General features: G+C 70.6%; 15 protein-coding genes. 7 read left to right on the plus strand and 8 right to left on the minus strand.

Annotated features, from left to right (window positions below; genetic code table 11):
• Positions 1–130: 130 nt before the first annotated feature.
• The 3 genes from JKJ07_RS07200 (at position 131) to JKJ07_RS07210 (ending at position 4,141) form a co-directional block, all read left to right on the plus strand.
• Complete coding sequence (locus JKJ07_RS07200; RefSeq protein ID WP_236028458.1) at positions 131–1,645, plus strand: ricin-type beta-trefoil lectin domain protein; 1,515 nt, start codon at positions 131–133, stop codon at positions 1,643–1,645.
• A 58-nt stretch (positions 1,646–1,703) separates the two neighbouring features.
• Positions 1,704–2,126 carry a VOC family protein gene (locus JKJ07_RS07205; protein WP_202990436.1) on the plus strand — a complete coding sequence of 141 codons (423 nt, stop codon included), beginning with the start codon at positions 1,704–1,706 and terminating at the stop codon, positions 2,124–2,126.
• Positions 2,127–2,524: 398 nt separating this feature from the next.
• On the plus strand, positions 2,525–4,141 hold the full coding sequence (locus tag JKJ07_RS07210; protein ID WP_236028459.1) for a beta-1,3-glucanase family protein: 1,617 nt from the start codon (positions 2,525–2,527) through the stop codon (positions 4,139–4,141).
• 245 nt (positions 4,142–4,386) lie between these two features.
• On the opposite strand, the gene JKJ07_RS07215 is transcribed toward JKJ07_RS07210, so the two are convergent.
• Positions 4,387–5,793, minus strand: a complete 1,407-nt coding sequence (locus JKJ07_RS07215) for an MFS transporter (protein WP_202990438.1) — start codon at positions 5,791–5,793, stop codon at positions 4,387–4,389.
• A gap of 63 nt (positions 5,794–5,856) precedes the next feature.
• On the opposite strand from JKJ07_RS07215, the gene JKJ07_RS07220 reads away from it, so the two are divergent.
• Entirely contained in the window at positions 5,857–6,843 is a 987-nt protein-coding gene (locus JKJ07_RS07220) for a helix-turn-helix transcriptional regulator (protein ID WP_202990439.1), read from the plus strand.
• On the opposite strand, the gene JKJ07_RS07225 is transcribed toward JKJ07_RS07220, so the two are convergent.
• From JKJ07_RS07225 to JKJ07_RS07235, 3 genes are read right to left on the minus strand one after another with little or no spacing between them, the layout of a single operon-like run.
• Positions 6,833–8,623 (minus strand): S9 family peptidase, encoded by a 1,791-nt coding sequence (locus JKJ07_RS07225; protein WP_202990440.1) that lies wholly within the window; start codon positions 8,621–8,623, stop codon positions 6,833–6,835. The genes JKJ07_RS07220 and JKJ07_RS07225 overlap by 11 nt on opposite strands.
• Before the next feature lie 19 nt (positions 8,624–8,642).
• Positions 8,643–10,415, minus strand: a complete 1,773-nt coding sequence (locus JKJ07_RS07230) for an N-acetylglutaminylglutamine amidotransferase (RefSeq protein WP_202990441.1) — start codon at positions 10,413–10,415, stop codon at positions 8,643–8,645.
• A gap of 58 nt (positions 10,416–10,473) precedes the next feature.
• Positions 10,474–13,053: a carboxylate--amine ligase/circularly permuted type 2 ATP-grasp protein gene (locus JKJ07_RS07235; protein WP_202990442.1), complete on the minus strand. Its 2,580-nt coding sequence runs from the start codon at positions 13,051–13,053 to the stop codon at positions 10,474–10,476.
• 185 nt (positions 13,054–13,238) lie between these two features.
• Here JKJ07_RS07235 and JKJ07_RS07240 point away from each other — a divergent pair, with 185 nt between their 5' ends.
• Together JKJ07_RS07240 and JKJ07_RS07245 are read left to right on the plus strand one after the other, a co-directional pair.
• Entirely contained in the window at positions 13,239–14,309 is a 1,071-nt protein-coding gene (locus tag JKJ07_RS07240) for an NAD-dependent epimerase/dehydratase family protein (RefSeq protein ID WP_202990443.1), read from the plus strand.
• A gap of 98 nt (positions 14,310–14,407) precedes the next feature.
• A complete protein-coding gene (locus JKJ07_RS07245; RefSeq protein WP_202990444.1) occupies positions 14,408–16,528 on the plus strand; it encodes a SulP family inorganic anion transporter in 2,121 nt (706 codons plus the stop codon).
• 24 nt (positions 16,529–16,552) lie between these two features.
• Here the strand turns inward: JKJ07_RS07245 and JKJ07_RS07250 are convergent, their stop codons facing one another.
• The 3 genes from JKJ07_RS07250 to JKJ07_RS07260 form a co-directional block, all read right to left on the minus strand.
• Complete coding sequence (locus JKJ07_RS07250) at positions 16,553–17,173, minus strand: maleylpyruvate isomerase family mycothiol-dependent enzyme (protein ID WP_202990445.1); 621 nt, start codon at positions 17,171–17,173, stop codon at positions 16,553–16,555.
• Positions 17,174–17,286: 113 nt separating this feature from the next.
• Positions 17,287–17,745, minus strand: coding sequence for a MarR family winged helix-turn-helix transcriptional regulator (locus tag JKJ07_RS07255; RefSeq protein ID WP_202990446.1), 459 nt, complete (start codon positions 17,743–17,745; stop codon positions 17,287–17,289).
• A gap of 13 nt (positions 17,746–17,758) precedes the next feature.
• A complete protein-coding gene (locus tag JKJ07_RS07260) occupies positions 17,759–18,583 on the minus strand; it encodes an SDR family oxidoreductase (RefSeq protein WP_202990447.1) in 825 nt (274 codons plus the stop codon).
• A gap of 210 nt (positions 18,584–18,793) precedes the next feature.
• On the opposite strand from JKJ07_RS07260, the gene JKJ07_RS07265 reads away from it, so the two are divergent.
• Entirely contained in the window at positions 18,794–19,471 is a 678-nt protein-coding gene (locus JKJ07_RS07265; RefSeq protein WP_498370747.1) for an Rv1352/Rv1906c domain-containing protein, read from the plus strand.
• Here JKJ07_RS07265 and JKJ07_RS07270 read toward each other — a convergent pair.
• Positions 19,468–20,112 (minus strand): response regulator transcription factor, encoded by a 645-nt coding sequence (locus JKJ07_RS07270; protein WP_202990449.1) that lies wholly within the window; start codon positions 20,110–20,112, stop codon positions 19,468–19,470. The two genes, JKJ07_RS07265 and JKJ07_RS07270, sit on opposite strands and share 4 nt — an antisense overlap.
• Positions 20,113–20,114: the final 2 nt, after the last annotated feature.

Genomic DNA, 20,114 nt, shown 5'->3' on the forward strand with positions numbered 1-20,114 from the left:
GGCGAGGGCAGGGGACGGAGCACACGCTGTTCATTCGGGCAGGTTTCCTTCTTGTTTCTTGACAGCGTTGTCATACATAGACAGCCTCCGATTTATCCCCGGTTTTCCCCGGCGCTCCGAGAGGATCCCCATGCGCCCACGTTCACGCTTGCTGGCGATAGCCGCGGCAGTCGTCACGGCGGCCACCCTGAGCCCCCTCCCCGCTGCTCAGGCCGCCCCCGCCCCTGCTCCGTCCGCCGACATCGACCCGGGCATGCTCAGTGCGATGCGCCGGGACCTGAAGCTCACCGACGCCCAGATCGAGACCCGGCTGCGGACCGAGGCGGCGGCCCCGGTGGTCGAGAAGCGGCTCAAGGCCAAGCTCGGCTCCGCCTTCGCGGGGGCGTGGATTCCTTCCGGCGCTTCCCGGCTCACGGTCGCGGTCACCTCGTCGTCCGCCATTGATGCCGTACGGGCTGAGGGGGCCGACGCCCGGCTCGTCGGTGCTTCCGCTTCCGACCTCACCCTTCTGCGCGACAAGCTGGACAAAAAGGCCTCTTCCGCGCGGGCGTCGGGCGTACGGGGTTGGTACGTCGACACCCCCAACAACCGGGTCGTCGTCATGGCCGCCCCCGGCTCCACGGCCGCGGCTCGCGCCTTCGGCGGTGACTCGGTCACGGTCGTCACCGCCGAGCAACCCCGCCCCCTGTACGACACCCGCGGCGGCGACCAGTACGTGATCAACGGCAACACGCTGTGCTCGGTCGGCTTCTCGGTCGCGGGCGGCTTCGTCACGGCCGGCCACTGCGGCGGCACCGGCAGCCCGACCCTCGGCTATAACAACGTCGCCCAGGGCACCTTCGCCGGCTCCTCGTTCCCGGGCAACGACTACGCCTGGGTCCGTACGAACGGCAACTGGACCTCGCAGCCGTGGGTCAACAACTACGCCGGCGGCAACGTGACCGTGGCCGGCTCGCAGGACGCGGCCATCGGCAGCTCGATCTGCCGCTCGGGCCGCACGTCGGGCTGGCGCTGCGGCACCCTGCTCGGCCGCAACGAGACGATCGTCTACTCCCAGGGCGCGGTCTCCGGCCTGTCCCGCAGCAACGCGTGCGCCGAGCCGGGCGACTCCGGCGGCTCGTGGATCTCGGGCAACCAGGCCCAGGGCGTCACCTCGGGCGGCTCGGGCAACTGCTCGAGCGGCGGCACGATGTGGTTCCAGCCGGTCAACGAGATCCTCCAGGTCTACGGCCTGTCCCTGACCACCACCGGCGGCGGCTCGGGCGGCTCGTCGATCATCAGCAGCCTCAACAACAAGTGCATCGACGTGCCCAACGGCAACTTCTCCGATGGCGTACAGCTGCAGATGTGGGGTTGCAACAACACCGCCGCGCAGAAGTTCAATTTCGTCAACGGCACCCTGCAGACGTCGAACAACAAGTGCGTCGACGTGGCCTGGGGCTCGACCGCCAACGGCGCGATCATCCAGATCGTCACGTGCAGCGGCAACCCGGCCCAGCAGTGGGTCCTCTCGGCCGCCGGCGACCTGGTCAACCCCCAGGCCAACAAGTGCATCGACATCGACGCCTGGAACCCCAACGACGGCGCGAAGCTGCTGCTCTGGGAATGCCACGGCGGAGCCAACCAGAAGTGGCGCCGCGGCTGAGCCTTTCTTCCGGCATCGCGGCCATTCCGTGGCCGCGATGCCGGGCACCTTCGTAGCCATGACACTCGACCGTTCCGGATCCCGCATCGACCACCTCAACCTGGCCGTCCCGTCGCTGGCCGAGGCAGTGGCCTTCTACGAACCGGTGCTGGCCGCCATCGGCATCACGAAGATGCTGAAAATCCCCCCGAACGCCACCCCCAACCAGCCCACCGCCATGACCGGTTTCGGCCTGGCCAACGTAAAGCCCTACTTCTGGCTGATCGACGGCGGCACGGTAGGCACCAACATGCACGTAGCCTTCACAGTCGACACCCGCGACGACGTGAACACGTTCTACGAGGCGGCCCTCAAGGCGGGCGCCACACCAACACTGGAGCCCGCAGTCCATCCCGAGTATCACGACGACTATTACGGCGCCTTCGTCCTCGACCCCCACGGCATCAACCTCGAAGCCGTCTGCCACCACCCGCTCGGGTAGCACATCTCCAGAGATCAACCGCGTTATCCACATTTCCGGGCTGTCCACAGCGACGCCCCGCCTCGCCTCCGAAGATCGCCCCCGCCCGGTAAAATGGGTGCTGGGCGGGGGTCCCCCTTGGTTAGGGCGGGCACTGTTCCGGCTCGGTAGGGGGCGAAGATCGCGGTTCACGCGTGAGTAAATCCGAAGGTGTGCCGCCCATCCGGAGCAGGGCCGGGCCGCCTCGGCTGCGGCGGGTTGGGGTCGGTGGTCGGGCAGGTCGGCAGGGGCATAAGGGCAGCTCGTCCGGGCTTAAGGGGTTCCCGGATGATCTTTAAGGTCGTTTTAAGGGCGACGCTTCGAGCATGGGTGGGTCCGCTACTACGGAGGCCTGTCCCACCATGCGTCACAAGCGAACGATGCGTCACCGAACGCTCATCCTCTCCTCGGTCGCCGCCGCGGCTGTGGTGGGGGTTACCACCTGGATCGCCCTGCCTGCTTCGGCCGCTGCGCCTACTGCCACGTTGCGTACGGTCTCGGACTGGGGTTCGGGGTGGCAGAGCGAGGTGACCATCAAGAACACCGGCGGCGACATGAAGTCGTGGAAGGTGGAGTTCGATCTGCCGGCCGGGGGGTCGATCGGCAGCTACTGGGACACCGACCTGGCCCTCAGCGGCAACCACCTGACCTTCAGCAACCGGTCGTGGAACGGGGTCGTGCCGGCGGACGCCAGTGTCACGTTCGGTTTTGTCGGGGCGGGTGGCAAGCCGGCCAACTGCAAGCTCAACGGCATGCCGTGCGGGGGCGGCGGTGACGTGATCACCACAACCGCCCCGACGGTGGCGCCGACGACCCAGGTGCCGACGAAGCCGCCGGCGACGCAGCCGACCCAGCCGCCGGCCACGACCAAGCCGGCCGAGAACCCCACGAGCGTGCCGCCGAAGAGCGACATCCTGCCGGTCAAGGTAACCAACGACACGGGCCGCGGCGAGAACGTCTTCCTCTACATGCTGGGGACGAACCTGACGACCGGCAAGCTCGGCTATGTCAACGCGGCCGGCGCGTTCACCAACTGGTCGGGCGGCGGCTCGGTGCCCGTACCGGCTCCGGACGTCTCGATCCCCGGGCCGGCCAACGGCTCCAGCGTCACCGTGAAGATGCCGAAGAACCTCTCCGGCCGCCTCTACATGTCGTTCGGGCAGAAGCTCGACTTCCGGCTGACCACCGACGGCCTGGTGCAGCCCGCGCCGTGGGCCGGCGGTGACCCGAACCGCGACATCCTGTTCGACTGGAGCGAGTTCACCTTCAACGACGGCGGCCTGTTCATCAACAGCTCGCAGGTCGACATGTTCTCGGTGCCGCACGCCATCGACGTGACCGGCGGCGACGGCAAGACCCTGAAGACCGGTGAGGTCAAGCCGGGCGGCCGGCAGCGGGTCATCGACGCGATCAAGGCGTCGCCCGACTTCGCCAAGAGCGTGGTGACCCGGGGCGACGGCACGGTGCTGCGGGTGCTGGCGCCGGGCAAGGCGGCCGACGCGGGCCTGATGAGCCCGACCTTCCTCGACTCGTACATCACGAAGTCGTGGAACACCTACACCGGGAAGAACCTGACCGTCGTCCCGTTCAGCGACCAGCCGGACAAGAAGTTCTTCGGCCGCACCTCGGGCAACGTCATGAACTTCACGGACAGCACCGGCAAGACGGTGGCGTCGTTCACCAAGCCCTCGACCGCGAACGTGTGGGGCTGCGACGGTGCCCTGGGCGCCCCGAACGACCTGGTCGTCGGCCCGATCGCCCGCACCCTGTGCGCCGCGCTGACCCGCAACACGCTGGACAAGCGGGACGTGCAGCCGAGCGGCACGGCGGCCGACTTCTATCAGGGCGAAAGCGCCAACGTGTACGGCAAGGTCATCCACGACAACATGGTCGACGGCCGGGCGTACGCGTTCGCCTTCGACGACGTGCAGGCGCAGGAGTCGCTGGTGCACAGCGGCGACCCGCGGCTCGCGGGCATCACCTTGACCCGCTTCTAGGTCCTGTTTCGTAGTGGGGGTGGGAGCGAGGCCGGGTCCAGATTTCGTCTGGTGGTGGCCCGGGGAAGCCTGGCTCCCGGTGTTGGAACCTGGCTTTCACGGGACGCCGCCAGGCGGGATCTGGGCCCTGCCGCAGCCCCGCCCCCACTACGAAACAGGGCCTAAGGGTCAGGGCACCGAGACGGGAGCGCCGGCCGGCCGCAGCGGGAGGGGACCGCAGCGGTGGCCGGCGCTCCTCGCGTATTTCAGTGAGCGGCGGCGGTGCGGGGCAGGGCGAGCATCGCCAGGGCGGCCAGCACGTACGCGACCACCTGCCACGGCATGACTTGGGCGAGCCCGTGCCCGAACGCGGGCGGGGTCCCGAGGGCGTCGAAGAAGACGGTGCCGAGCACGGCGATCCCGGCCGCCCCGCCGATCTGGATGACGGTGGACAGCACCCCGCCCGCCGCGCCGGCCTGGTGCCCCGGCACGCCGGCCAGCACGACGTTGACCAGGATCGGGGCGGCCAGGCCGAGGCCGAGCCCGCCGAGGAACAGCGCGCCGGCCAGGGGCCAGTAGCCGGGCGTGCCGCCGTCGCGGACCAGCAGCCACAGCAGGGCCTGGGACGCGGCGAGCGTCAGGGAACCGGTGACCAGCAAGGCCCGGCCGGCCCTGGCCGCGAGCGCCACCCCGGCGCCGGAGGTGAGCATCGACCCGATCGCGTACGGGAGGATCACCAGGCCGGTCTGCCAGGCCGAGCGGCCCGTCCCGGACTGCAGATAGATCGACAGGACCAGGAAGAACGACGCCAGCGCGCCGAAGAAGAGCACCGACGCCGCCAGCCCGGCCGTGAACGGACGTACGGTCAGCAGCGCCGGGTCGAGAATGCCCCGGCCCGCGAGGCCCCGCTCGTAGGCCACGAACCCGGCCAGCAGGCCCAGCCCGGCCAGCAGCAGCGCCCACCCCCACCAGGGCCAGCCCCAGTCCCGCCCCTGCACCAGCGGCAGCAGCACCAGCACGACCGCGACGGCGGACAGCAACGCCCCGGCCGCGTCGAGACGGGCCGGCGCGGGCGAGGTCGACTCGGGCAGCACCCGCAGGCCCAGAATCAGGGCGACGAGGGCGACGGGGATGTTGATCCAGAAGATGGTGCGCCAGCCCAGGCCCCCGAGGTCGGCGTCGACCAGCGCGCCCCCGAGCAGCGGACCGGCGACCGCGGCCAGTCCCTGCACGGCCCCGTACGCCCCGAACGCCTTGGCCATCGCGGCCGGCGCGAACGAGGACCGGATGATCCCGAAGACCTGCGGCACCAGGAACCCGCCGGCCAGGCCTTGCAGCGCGCGCAGGGCGATCAGCGCGCCCGCCGACGGGGCCAGCGCGCACGCCGCGGAGGCGACGGCGAAGCCGATCAGGGCGACGAGGAAGACCCGGCGCCGCCCGTACGCGTCGCCGACCCGCCCGCCCGTGATCAGCCCGGAGCCCAGGGCCAGCGTGTACGCGGCGACGGTCCACTGAAGCTGGGCCTCGCCGGCGCTCAGGTCGGCGGCGATGTCGGGGGCGGCGACCGTGACGATGGTGACGTCGAGCAGATCCATGAACGAGGCGAACAGGACGACCAGCAGGGCGATCGACGCTCGCCGGCCCTCGACGGTGGTGGAGAGGTGAGTGCTCATGGCGGGCAGAGTGGCAACCGTGGCGGTCACCGGCTGACCGCCAGGTCTGGAATCGTGGCCCCCGTGGCCGATACCTCCGCACGCATCCTGCGCCTGCTGTCGTTGCTCGAGGCGCGCGTCGAGTGGCCCGGGGCCGAGCTGGCAGCGCGGCTGGAGGTGTCGGCCCGGACCCTGCGGCGCGACGTCGACACCCTTCGCGAGCTCGGCTATCCGGTCAACGCCGTGATGGGAGCGGGCGGCGGTTATCGGCTCGGCGCCGGGGGACGGCTGCCGGCTCTGGTGCTGGACGACGACCAGGCGATCGCGATCGCGTTGGCACTGCAGACCGCGCCGGCCACCGTCTCCGGGATCGACGACGCCGTGGCCCGGGCGCTCACGACCCTGCGGCAGGTCATGCCGGCCCGGCTGCGGGCGGCCAGCGAGGCGTTCCAGGTGACCTCGCTCCGCAACTACTGGGAGTTCTCGGCCGCGCCCGTCGACGTGGTCACGCTCCGGGCCGTCGGCGCCGCCATCCGTACGGCCCGGGTGTTGAGCTTCGACTACCGCGACCCCGACGGCGCCGTTCCCGATCCGGGCCGTCCCGGGTTTCAGGCGCCCCGGGAGGTCGAGCCGCACCACCTGGTCGTCTGGGCCGGCCGCTGGTATCTGATCGCCCGCGACCTTCCCGGCCATGCCTGGCACACCTACCGGGTCGACCGGATCCGGCCCCGCACCCCGGGCGGCGGCGCGGTCTTCACGCCGCAACCGCTCACCCGCGACGACCTGACCCGCCTGGTCGTGCAGAACCCGGACCGGGGCGACACCCCCGGCCGCTGGCAGTGCGTCGGGTCGGCCGTCCTCGACGTGCCCGCCCCGGTCGTCGCCCGCTGGGCCCCGGGCGGCTCCGTCGTCGAGCCCGTCGACGAGCGGCGCAGCCGGCTCACCATCGGCGGGTGGTCCTGGACCGGGATCGCGGGGCTGTTCATCACGTTCGACAGCGACCTGAGCGACGTCGAGCCCTCGGAACTGCGGGACGCGATGGGGCGGGTAGCGGAGCGGCTCAGGCAGTGAGCGGCTGCAGATGCGTCGTCAGCCAGTCGACCGTCTCGCGCATGTAGTCGGCTCGCGAGGAGCGGTGCAGCAGTTCGTGGCCCTCGCCCGGGAACAGCAGGTAGCGGTGCGGGATGCCGCGTTCGGCCAGGGCCCGTACGACCTGCTCGGCCTCGATGACCGGGACGTTGCTGTCGTTCTCGCCGTGCACGACCATCAGCGGCGTACGCAATCGGTCGATGCGGGTGATGGGGGAGAGGTCGGCCAGCAACGCCTCGTCGGTCACCGGGTCGCCGTACTTGGAGACGGCCGCCGCGGCGATCCAGGGCTCGGTGTGCTCGTAGAACGTGGCGAAGTTGGACATGCCGCAGACGTCGATGCCGACCGCGAACATGTCGGGGAACGTCGTCAGCGCGGCCAGCGTCAGGTAGCCCCCGTACGACCGCCCCATGATGCCCAGTCGTGAAATATCGGCAATGTCCGAACTGGTGAGGTGGTGAACACAGGACTGCACGTCCTGGATAGCGGCGTAGCGCAGGGCCAGATTGTCGGCGTTCACAAACGTACGACCGAAGCCCGAAGACCCCCGTACGTTGGGCGCGAACACGGCGATGCCCCGGTCGACCAGCGACTGGAAGAGCGGCCCGTGCCCCGGCCGCTCCTGCGCCTCCGGCCCGCCGTGGAACCACAGCACGGTCGGGAAGGGCCCTTCCCCCACGGGCCGGAACAGCCACCCCGTCAGCGTCAGCCCGTCGTGCGCCGGGAACGTCTCGAGCGTGGGCGTCACCGCGCCGGGCGCCGGCGGCTCGGCCGACACCGGCGCCACCCCGATCGCCGCCGACGACACCCAGACGCCGTGGGGCTGGCCCGGGCCCTCGGCCGTGAAGCTCAGCGTCGACCCGTCGAAGGACCAGGCCGGGCCGCTGATCACCGAGCCCGGCTGCGGGGTCAGCGTGCGCCGGGCGCCCGAGTCGAGGTCGAGCAGGGCCACCGACGACAGGCCCCCGCGCAGGTTCCACAAGACCGCCGCTGTACGCCCGTCGGCCGTGATCGTGAACGACTCGACCTCGTCGGTCTCGGACGCGGCCAGCACCTCCACGCCGCCCTTGGCCACGCGGATCAGCACCGGCAGCTCGCCGGACTCGCTGCGGGCGTACACGGTCTCGCCGTCCGGCCCGAAGACCGCCTGCTCGCCCGCGGTGACGAACTCGTCGACGCCGGTCAGCAGGTCGCGCACCACGATGTGGCGGTCGCCGCGCGGGCCGACCCGCAGCAGCGCCCGGTCGCGGGCCGGCGAGACGTCGCACAGCGAGATCAGCTCGCCGCGGGCGACGATCGAGCGGGAACCGTCGGACGGGTCGATCAGCAGGGCGGTCGTCAGGTTCTCGGTCAGCGCCAGCAGCGAGCGGCCGGGCAGCCAGCGCATGTTGTCGGCCGTGTCGGCGCCGAAGCCGGCCACCTGGTGCAGCTCCGAGCCGTCCGGCCGGACCAGCCACACCTCGTGCCGGGGCGCGCCGCCGGGGGCGACGTGGCAGGCCAGCCAGCCGCCGCCGGTCGACCACTGCACGGTCGCGACGGGGGCCTCGCCCGTGTCGACCAGGAACGTCAGGTCGCTGCCGACCGGCTGCACCCACACCTGGGGGCGGCCGCTGCGGTCGGAGACGTAGGCGGCGTGCCGGCCGTCCGGCGACAGGGCCGGCGACCAGCTGCCCGAGACCTCGGAAGGGAAGGTGCCCGCATCTATGTTCGTCCAGCCCATCGGCAAAACGGTTACGTCGACACGGTTGAACTGACCGGTCATACGGGTCCTCCCTCGCTAGCTAGATTCCCTTGTCCTGCAACCACATCTCCAGCAACGCGAGTTGCCACAGCTGGTTCGCGCCGAGCGTCGTGCGCGGCGTGTTGGGGTCGGCCAGCAGGAAGTCAACGTATTCCGGCCGGAACAACCCCCGGTCGCGCGCGGCTTGCGCCGAGAGCGCGTCGCGGACCTTGTCGAGCATCGGGCCCTCGAGGTGCCGAATCCCGGGAACGGGGAAATATCCCTTGGTCCGGTCGATCACCTCGTCGGGCACGACCCCGCGGGCCGCCTCCTTCAGAACCCCCTTGCCGCCGTGCGCCAGTTTCAGGGCCGGCGGGCAGGCCGCGGCCAGTTCCACCAACTCGTGATCGAGGAACGGTACGCGAGCCTCGAGGCCCCACGCCATAGTCATGTTGTCGACCCGTTTGACCGGATCGTCGACCAGCATCACCTGCGAGTCGAGCCGCAGCGCCGCGTCGACCGCCGTCTCGGCCCCGGGCCGGCCGAAGCTCGCGGCGACGAACTCCCGGCAGACGTCCGTCTCGACCAGCCAGTCGGGGTTGAGCTGCTGGGCCAGGCGGCTGTGCGGGCGGTCGAAGAACTCCTTCGCGTACGCGTCCGCGGCCACCGAGTAGGGCACGTCCGCGAGCGGCGGATACCAGCTGTAGCCGGCCAGGATCTCGTCCGCGCCCTGACCCGATTGTACGACCTTGACCGACTTTGACACGTCCTCGCTGAGCAGGTTGAACGCGATGCAGTCGTGCGACACCATCGGCTCGCTCATCGCCGCGACCGTACGGTCAACGGCCGGCAGGAACCTGTCCTTCCCGATCCGGATCTGATGATGCGTGGTGTCGAACTGTTTGGCCACGATGTCCGAATAGGCGAACTCGTCGCCCTGCTCGCCGCCGCCCGCCTCGAACCCGATGCTGAACGTGGTGAGCCCGCGCTGCCCCTGCTCGGCCAGCAGCGCCACGATGTAGCTGGAGTCGATGCCGCCCGAGAGCAGCACGCCCACCGGCACGTCGGCCACCATCCGGCGCTCGACCGCGAGCTTGAGCTTCTCGTGGATCAGCTCGGGCCACTCGGCGTCGGCGATCTCGGGCCGCCGGGAGTGCGAGGCCTCCCAGTAGACGTGCTCGGTCGACGTGCCGTCGGTACGGATGATCCGTACGGTCGCCGGCGGCAGCTTCCGGACGCCGTTGATGATGGTCCGCGGCGCGGGCACGACCGAGTGGAACGTCATGTAGTGCTGCAGGGCGACCCGGTCGATCGACTTGTCGACGTCGCCCGCGGCCAGCAGGGCGGGCAGCGTCGAGGCGAAGCGCAGGCGGCCGGGCGACTCGGCCAGATAGAGCGGCTTGATGCCGAGGCGGTCGCGGGCCAGCATGACCGTGCCGGTGCCGTGCTCGACGATCGCGAAGGCGAACATGCCGAGGAAGCGCTTCACGCAGTCGGCGCCCCAGCGGTGGTACGCCTTGATGATCACTTCGGTGTCCGAGGTGGAGAAGAACGTGTAGCCGTGGCCCCGGAGCTCCTCGCGCAGCTGCTGATAGTTGTAGATGCAGCCGTTGAACACCAGGGACAGGCCCAGCTCGTCGTCGATCATCGGCTGGTGACCGGCCTCCGACAGGTCGATGATCTTGAGCCGGCGGTGACCGAGCGCGACCGGGCCGCGTGCCCAGAGGCCCTCACCGTCCGGACCGCGCGACTGAAGGCACGGCAGCATCCGGCGGACGGCTTCCTCATCCGCCAGGTGCCCGTCGTGCCGCAGTTCGCCCGCGATTCCGCACATGATTGTTGAACCTCCCTGTTGTCGATTTCGATCAGGTGACGGCGCCGTAACGCGCCTGTCACCCCAGCAACCAGGTGTCCTTCGAGCCGCCCCCGCGCGACGAGTTGACGATCATCGAGCCGGCCGGGGCGACCCGGGTCAGGGCGGCCGGGGCGACCACCGACTCGGTGCCGGTGAAGACGAAGGCGCGCAGGTCGACGTGCCGGGGCGCGAGCTGGTGCCCGTCGAAGACCGGGTGCGTCGAGAGCTGCACGACCTCCTGCGCCACCCACCGGTGCGGGGCGGTGCGGATCTGCCGGCGTACGGCGGAAAGGTCCTCCGGAGTCGCATGGGGGCCGATCACGATGCGGTCGCCGCCGTAGCCGTCGACCGGCTTGCAGACGAGCTGGTCGAGCCGGTCGAGCACCTCGGCGCGCTGCTCGGGAATCCCGCACAGATACGTCGGCACGTCGGCCAGCAGCGGCTTCTCGCCCAGGTAGTACTCGATCAGCTTGGGCACGTAGGCGTACACGGCCTTGTCGTCGCCGATGCCGTTGCCCAGCGCGTTGGCCAGCACCACCGTGTCGGCGTGAAGCGCGGTGATCAGGCTGGGGCCGAGCGGCATCCCGTCCGCGCCGGGCGAGTGCACCAGGCTGTCCTCGCCCATCCGCAGATAGATCACGTCGACCGGGTAGCGCTTGCCGTCGCGCAGCCGGAACACCCGGCCCTCGTCGACGAACAGCTCGGTGCTGCGGACGATCGGGACGTGCATCTCCTCGGCCAGCATCTTGTGCTCGAACCAGGCCGAGTCGTCCGGCCCCTGGCTCAGCACCACGATCCGCGGGTCGTCGCCGGCGGCCGGGCGGGCCGACTCGGTCAGCGCGCGCAGGAGCAGCTCGGGCGTGCGCTCGACCGAGATCAGGGTGTCCGGCAGGGGCAGCTCGGGCAGCACGGCGTGGGTCAGCCGGCGGTTCTGCATGGCGTACGCGATGCCCGACGGCACCCGCAGGTTGTCCTCGAGCACGCACCACTGCCCGTCCGCGTCACGCACCAGGTCGACCCCGGCCACCTGCGCGCGCACCCCGGCGTGGTCGACCAGGGCGCCGCTCGGCCGCAGCTCGGGCGACCCGTCGATCACCCAGTCGGGCACGACGCCGTCACGCACGACCGCCCGCTCGCCGTACACGTCCTGAATGAACAGGTCGAGCGCGCGCACCCGCTGCACCAGTCCGCCCCGCAGGCTCGCCCAGTCGGCGGCGGGCACGATCCGCGGCACCAGGTCGAACGGGAACAGCCGGGTCGCGGCCTCCCCGGCCACGCTGAAGGTGATGCCCCGCTGCCGCTGCTCGTCGTCCCGCGCGTCCTCGCGGCGGCGCAGACCGGCCGAGCCGAGCGCCGTCAGGACATTCAAGATTCCCCCGTACGAATCCTCGACGTCCCCGCCGGGGAAGGCCTCGTCGCCGGTGCGGGCGTACGGGAACAGGCCCGCCGGCACCGACTGGCCCTCGGGCCCGATGCCGGTCGCGCCGCCCCGGGTGTCGGCCACCAGCAGGTCGACCACGTCGGAGATCCGGCCGCGGCGGGTCATGGCCCGGCGCTGCCGCGCGGCCGAGCTGCCCCGGCTGAGCGCCCGCACCGACAGGTCGAACACCTGCTCCCAGTCGCCCAGCTCCTCGAGCTGCGGGCGCAGGTCGCCGACCAGCCGCTCGACGGCGACCGGGGCCGGCATCGGCTCGGGCGTGCCGCGTACGAGATCGAGCAGGTCACCCTCGAGGCCCGAGCGCGCGGCCCGCCACATCGCGGCGCGGTGCAGCGGCGGCTTGGACGGCGTGAACGGGCGGCCGGCCCGGTAGTCCTGCTGGGCCCGCCGCACGAGCCCGCGGAACAGACCCGCCAGCAGCACGACCGTGTCGACGTCGGGGCTGGAGTCGGTGACCCGCAACTCCACCGTGGGCAGGTGCGCCGACGGGCGTACGTCGAAATAGACCATCTTGGGGTCGGTGATGGTGCCCGAGGCCAGCAGGTCGGCGACCAGCTCGTCGTAGTCGGCGGCGCTGTTGAGCACGCCCGGGTCGCCCGCGGTCGGCCAGCGCAGCCAGACCAGCGACCGCACGCTGGCATACCCCGAGTCCTCACCCATCCAGTACGGGGAACTGGTGCTCAGCGCGAGCAGGGTGGGCAGCGCCGACGCGACCCGCTGGGCCACGGCCACTGCCTCGTCCCGGTCGGGCACCCCGACGTGCACCTGGGCGCCGCAGATCAGCTGTTCGCGGGCGAGCAGCTGATAGTCGTCGAGCATCCGCCGATAGCGCGAGGTGGGCGTCACCGGGAGTGACTCCAGATCGACCAGCGGAACCGTGCCCGCGGCGACCAGACCCAGGCCCAGCGACTCGGCCACCGTGATCGCCGTGCGCCGCCGCTCGACGATCGCGTCGCGCAGGCCGTCCAGCGTGACTGCCACCGGCGTGTTGGTCTCGACCACCGACCGGTGCAGCTCGGCCGAGAAGTGCTCGGGGTTGAGCTGGTCGAGGATCTCCTGCGCCCGCGGGACGAGTTCCCTGGTCACGAGGTCGACGACGTGCAATTCCTCCTCGGCGCCGAGGTCGAGACCGTCATTGCTCGTCGTGTTGCCCGACGTGACGCTCAGAGACTCCGTCATGGGACCGCCCTTCCTATGGCCCGAACTCTTGCCTGGTCGGAGCCTCGCCATCACATGTGCCGATCCTGTTCCGTGCCCGTTTCGTGCTGAGGGCATGCATGACTGTGACGACATGGCAGGCGGTGGCCGGGGTTGATGCGCACACCCTGTAACCTCGGGCCGAACTCTCACCGGGAGGTAGTTTGATGAGCAATGTCGTCGTGGTGACCGGATCGGCCGGCCTTATCGGCTCCGAGTCGGTGCGGCACTTCGCCGCCCTCGGCATGGACGTCGTCGGCATCGACAACGACATGCGCAGCTACTTCTTCGGCAAGGACGGGTCCACCCGGTGGAACCTGGACCGCCTGACCTCCGAGGTCGGCGACCGGTACACCCACCACGAGATCGACATCCGCGACCGGGACGGCCTGGCCGCCCTGTTCGCCAAGCTCGGCAAGAACATCGGCCTGGTAATCCACGCGGCGGCCCAGCCGTCGCACGACTGGGCGGCCAAGGAGCCGTTCACCGACTTCGACGTCAACGCGGTCGGCACGCTCAACATGCTCGAGGCGGCCCGCGCGCATGCGCCGAGCGCCCCGTTCATCTTCACCTCGACCAACAAGGTCTACGGCGACACGCCCAACCGGCTCCCGCTGATCGAGCAGGAGACGCGGTACGAGCTGCCCGCGGATCACCAGTGGCACGGCGGTATCGACGAGGAGATGTCGATCGACCAGACCCTGCACTCGGTGTTCGGCGCGTCCAAGGTGGCGGCCGACGTGCTGGTTCAGGAGTACGGGCGCTACTTCGACATGCCGACTGCGGTGTTCCGCGGCGGCACGCTGACCGGCCCGGGCCACTCGGCGGCCGAGCTGCACGGCTTCCTGGCGTACGTGATGCGCTGCGTGATGGAGCAGCGTCTCTATCACATCTACGGGTACAAGGGAAAAATGGTGCGCGACGCCATCCACTCCCACGACCTGGTGTCGGCGTTCGAGGCGTTCTACCGCGCGCCGCGGGTCGCCGAGGTCTACAACATGGGCGGCGGCCGGTTCTCCAACTGCAGCCACATCGAGGCCTTCGCGATCGCCTCGGAGATCACCGGTCTCGAGGCCCGCACCGACTACGTCGACCAGGCCCGCACCGGTGACCACCAGTGGTGGATCAGCAGCACGGCCCGCTTCGAGCAGCACTACCCGGAGTGGAAGCTGACGTACGACGTCCCGGCCATCCTGCGTGAGATGTACGAGGCGAACCAGGACGTCTGGAAGGCCTGAGCCGTCCTGGCTGGGAGTGTCCGGGCAACTCGCTGTGGCTTCGCTGAGGGCGAGAGCGTCGTAACAACGGGTTAATCCGTGCTCGGTAGATTCCCGACATGTCCGTCTTGAAGGCATTGAGACATGATGTCCCGGCCTCGATCGTGGTCTTCCTGATCGCGATCCCGCTCTCGCTCGGCATCGCCGCCGCCTCCGGGGCGCCGCTGATGGCCGGCCTCATCGCCGCGGTGGTCGGCGGCGTAGTAGTCGGCCTGTTCGGTGGCGCGCCGCTGCAGGTCAGCGGGCCCGCCGCGGGGCTCACCGTGATCGTCGCCGGGACCATCGCCACCTACGGCTTCGCCGCCACCGCCGCCATCGTGGCGCTCGCCGGTGGCGTCCAGATCGTGCTCGGCCTGGCCCGCCTGGGCCGCGCCGCGCTCGCCCTCTCGCCCGCCGTCGTGCACGGCATGCTGGCCGGCATCGGGCTGGTCATCGCGCTCAGCCAGGTGCACGTGCTGCTCGGCGGCGACGCCCAGGGCGAGGCCTGGAAGAACCTGCGCGACCTGCCCGCGCAGATCGTCGGCAGCCACAGCCACTCCACGCTGATCGGGCTGCTCACCATCGGCGTGCTGCTGCTCTGGCCGCGGCTGGTGAAGACCTCGCTGCTGCCCGCCGCCCTGGCCGCGGTCGTGATCGCCACCGGGGCGGCCGCCGCGATGGGCTCGGATGCCAAGCGGGTCGACCTGCCCGACGCGCCGCTGGCCGAGCTCGCCCTGCCGCGCTGGCCCGACGCCGGCCCGGGCCAGATCGCCGTCGCGGTGCTGACCATCGCCCTGGTCGCCAGCATCGAGTCGCTGCTCTCGGCGGTGGCGGTCGACCGCATGCACGACGGTCCCCGGGCGAACCTCAACCGGGAACTGGTGGCCCAGGGCGCCGCCAACGCCACCTCCGGCCTGCTCGGCGGCCTGCCGGTCACCGGCGTGATCGTCCGCAGCTCGACGAACGTGGCCGCCGGGGCCAAGACCCGCAACTCGGCGATCCTGCACGGCCTCTGGATCGCGCTGTTCGTGCTGCTCTGTGCGCCCCTGCTGGAGACGATCCCGATGGCCGCCCTGGCCGCGGTGCTCGTCGTGGTCGGGTTGCGGCTGATCAGCCTGGCCCAGATCCGCACCTACGCACGGCATCGCGAACTCCCGACGTACGTGGTCACCGCGGTCGGGGTCGTCGCGACGGACCTGCTGACCGGGGTCGGGATGGGGCTGGCGGCGGCCGTGCTGATGATGCTGTGGCGGCTGGTGCGCTGCGAGATCCGAGTCGTGCCGGGCGACGACAGCACCTGGACGGTGACGATCAGCGGCACGCTCGCCTTCGTCGGGTCGGGGCGGGTCGCGCGGGCGCTGGCCGGCATCCCCGAGGGCGGGACGGTGGCCGTGCACCTGCACCTGGACTACCTCGACCACGGCGCCTTCCAGGTGATTCAGGACTGGCGGGAGGCGTACGGGAAAAGCGGGGGAACGGTCACGGTGCGCGAGACGCACGACGGGTGGTTCCAGCGCGCGACCAGTGGCCGGCTCGGCGAGGGCAAGACCGCGCCGCCGCGCCGCTTCGGGTCGTGGACGCAATGGCAGGATCGGGACCGTCAGCGGCGCGACGCCATGGAGGCGGGGATCCGCGAGTTCGAGCGCAGCGTGGCGCCCCTCGTGCGGCCGCATCTGGCCGGGCTCGCGCGCGACGGGCAGCAGCCCGAGCAGCTGTTCATCACGTGCGCCGACTCGCGCCTGGTGCCCAACCTGATCACCACGAGTGGGCCGGGTGACCTGTTCTGCCTGCGCAACGTGGGCAACATCGTTCCCCCGTACGGGTCGGGGGACACCTCGGTCGGCGCGAGCATCGAATTCGCCGTGAACGTGTTGAAGGTCAGCACGATCACGGTGTGCGGCCATTCCGGCTGCGGCGCGGTGCAGGCACTGATGAAGGGCGCCGCGACGATCGACGGCTCGCTGGGCGCGTGGCTGCGGCTGTCGGGCGCCGACTTCGCCGAGTGCGACGGCGAGGAGCACTGCGTCACCGCCAACGTGGCCCAGCAGCTGGTCAACCTGCGGACCTATCCGGTGGTCCGGGAGGCCGAGGCGGCCGGGCGGCTGACGCTGACCGGGCTCTACTTCGACCTGGCGGAGGCCCGCATGTACGCCGTCGACCCGGCTCGGCGGGTGCGCGAGCCGATCCCGGTGGACGCCTAGCGTCGTGCTACGCCTGGTGCCGCACTACGCCTGTAGTCGCGCCACGCCCGGGCCGCGCAGATCCGGCAGCGCGGCCCGGCGGCCGGTGACGGCCATGGCCAGCGCCTCGAGCGGACCCTCGATCAGGTCGCCGGTCCGGCCGTCGCTCCAGCCGCTGCCGGGGTCGCGCAGGTGCAGGCCGTCGAGCCGGCCCGGCGGCACCAGGCCCGGGGCGGCGCCGGGGGAGACCAGATAGTCGAGCAGCAGGCGCCAATGCTCGGCCGGCACGTCGGCGGTCAGGCCGAGCGGGCGCGCGATGTCGCGCAGGTGCACGCAGGTCTCGGCGAACGGGCCCATCGGCCCGACGCGGGGCGGGTCGACCCGGTCGTTCGCGTGCTCCCGGAGCAGGGCGATCAGCTCGGCCCGGGGGCGGCGCGCCAGCTTGCGGGTGAAGTGGTCGACAGTTCGGGCGGTGTCACCCCGATAGCGGATCGAGACCACAAAGAATTTCCCGTACGTGACCAGCATCGGCTGCACGAAGTGCGCGGCCAGATGCCGTACGGTCCAGCCCGCGCACAGGGTCGGCGCCGCCCACTGCTCGTCATCGAGGCTCGCCAGCAGGTCCGCGATCATGAGCCGGTTGGCCGTGGTGAGCTCGTAGATCATCGGTTGCTCCCGGCTTTCATGGGCCGCCCGGTCCTTCATCGGTCGCTCCCCGCTTTCATGGGTCGCCCGGCTCTTCATCGGTCGCTCCCCGCTTTTATGGGTCGCCCGGCTCTTCATCGGTCGCTCCCTGCGGCTCTTTGCCGGACGTCCCGGTTCAGGCTGCGGAGCACCTTGATCGCGGTGGCGATCTCGGCTTCGGTGCAGTCGGTCGCCATCCGGCCGAGGCGGGCGAGCTCGTCGCGCCTGATCCGCTCGAACCGCTCGGCGCCGGCCGGGCTGAGGGCGATGAGCACGGACCGCCGGTGGGAGGGGTTGTCGCGCACCTCGACCAGCCCGAGCCGACCGAGATCGTTGACGTGCCGCTGAATGCCCTGCCGGGCCAGGTCGAGCGTGTCGCCGATCGCGGGCACGGTGGCCGGGCCGCCCTCGGCGAGCACCTCCAGCACCGCGCGCATGCCCACGGTCAGCCCGTCGGCCGCCAGGTCCGCCTCGACCACGCGGGCCGAGTTGAGCACGAGCGGTCGGACGTTCCTTAAGACCTCGTACAGCTGGGCGCCGCGCGTCTCCAACATGACAACAATGTTGTCATGTCTCCAGCAGCTTGGCCAGTGGGGTCGCCGGGTGACCGGTCAGGTCCGCGACGGCGGTGGTGACCGCGGCCAGCTCGCCCGCCGCGATCGCGGTGTACGTGCTGACCCAGGCATCGACCTGCCACTCCGGGGCGCCGAAGGACGAGCGGGACGCGTACGCCTCGGGAATGCTCTCGTCGTGAAAGCGCACCTCCCGGCCGGTGACCGCGCTGATCGTCGCGGCCACATCGCCCAGGCTGAGCGCCTCCGGCCCGGTGAGGTCGTACGTCTTGCCCGCATGCTCGCCCGGCTCCCGGAGGACGGCAGTGATCGCGTCGGCGATGTCGTCCTGGGCCACCACGGCCGCCCGCCCGTCACCCGCGGGCCCGCGGATCACGCCGTCCTCCCCGACCAGGAACCGCAGGAAGTCGGCGTACAGGTTGTCGCGTAGGAACGTGAACGTCAGGCCGCTGTCGCGGATGTGCTGCTCGGTGGCCCAATGATCGCGGGCCAGCGTGAAAGTCGCGTCCGGCGCGGCCCCCACGAACGACGTGTAGACGAGATGCCCGACACCCGCCGCGGCCGCCGCGTCGACAAAGCTGCGATGCTCCCCGACCCGGTCCGGCGTCTCGGCCGCCGACACCATCAGCACCGTGCCGGCCCCTTCGAGCGCCTTGGCGACCGCGGGCCCGTCCCGATATTCCGCCACGGCGACCTCGGCCCCGGCGATCTCCGGCGCGCGACTCGCATCCCTGACGAGCAGCCGCATCGGGCGGCCCAGCCGGCGTGCGACCCGACCACCGAGGCGCCCGCTGGCCCCCGAAACCACGATCAAACCCATTCCCCTTTTGTACGCCACCTTTGTTCGCTACCGGCCGACCCGTGCGAGGTAGTCCGATCGGACAGACCCCCTTGTAAAGGCGGTGTTGGCCGGTCACATCGGTCATATGACCGAGATAATCCGCATGTCGCCTTCGCCCCGTCTTCGCAAAGGACTTTGATGACCGTTCCGGGCCGATCCTCCGCCTTCCGCAACTATGTCTTCGCCGCCATGGCCGTCGCGGCCGTGATTTCGACCGCCGCCCCGGCCACGACATCCGCGCTCGCGGCTCCCGCGGTTCTGGCGGCTGCTGCCGCTCCTGCCGCTCCGGCGGCCGCTGCGGTTGCGGCGGCTCCGGCGGGACCGGTGGTTGCTGCTGGTCCGGTGGTTCTTGCGGCTCCGGCGGTTCTTGCGGCTCCGAAGAACACGATTCCCGGGTCGGGTTCTTACGTGGTCGGCAAGGATTTCGCGGCCGGGGTTTACCGGTCGGTCGGTAACAGTTCCTGCTACTGGCAGCGGGCCACCAACGCGACCGGCGCCATGAGCAGCATCATCGCCAACGACATCGGCGGCGGGCAGCGGCTCGTCTACGTCAAGCCCACCGACAAGGTCTTCAAGACCAGCGGCTGCAAGACGTGGACCCGCGTCACCGCGGCGGCGATGAGCGTGAAGTCGACGAAGACGACCATCGCGGGCAACGGCGTCTACTTCGTCGGTTCGGACTTCCTGCCCGGCACGTACCGCTCCGCCGCCAACGTCGACTTCTGCTACTGGGAGCGGGCCCGCTCGGCCGACGGCGCCTCCACCAGCACGATCGCCAACGAGTTTGCCAAGGGCCAACTGCTGGTCACCATCACCCCCGGCGGCGTCTTCCAGAGCAGCGGCTGCAACACCTGGACGCGCGTCTAACTCCCCAAATAGCGCAGGATCGCCAGCACCCGTCGGCTGTATCCGGCCGTGTCGGCCAGCCCGAGCTTGTCGAAGATCGCGTTGACGTGCTTCTCGACCGCGCTCTGCGAAACATGCAACCGCTCAGCAATCGCGGCGTTGGTATAACCCTGAGCCATGTGCCGCAACACATCATGCTCGCGCGGACTCAGCCGGCTCAACGGGTTGGCGTGACTGGTGCGCGACATCAACTGCTGCACAACCTCAGGATCCAACGCGGTCGACCCGGCGGCCACCCGCTCGAGCGCGTCGAGGAAGTCTTCGACCTGCGCCACCCTGTCCTTGAGCAGATAGCCCACGCCGTCGGACCGGTCGGACAACAACTGCGTGGCGTACCGCTTCTCCACATACTGCGACAGCACCAACACGGCAATCCCGGGCCACCGCCGCCGAATCTCGATCGCCGCCCGCAACCCGTCATCGCTGTTGGTCGGCGGCATCCGCACATCGGTCACCACCGCGTCGGGCTGCTGCTCCGCAACGGCCGCCACAAGCTGCTCAGCATCGGCCGCCGCCGCGACGATCTCATGCCCCTCATCGGCCAGCAGCCGCACAAGTCCCTCCCGCAGCAACGTCGAATCCTCGGCCAAAACGATCCGCATCG

Source organism: Paractinoplanes lichenicola, from assembly GCF_016785085.1.
GTDB lineage: Bacteria > Actinomycetota > Actinomycetes > Mycobacteriales > Micromonosporaceae > Actinoplanes > Actinoplanes lichenicola.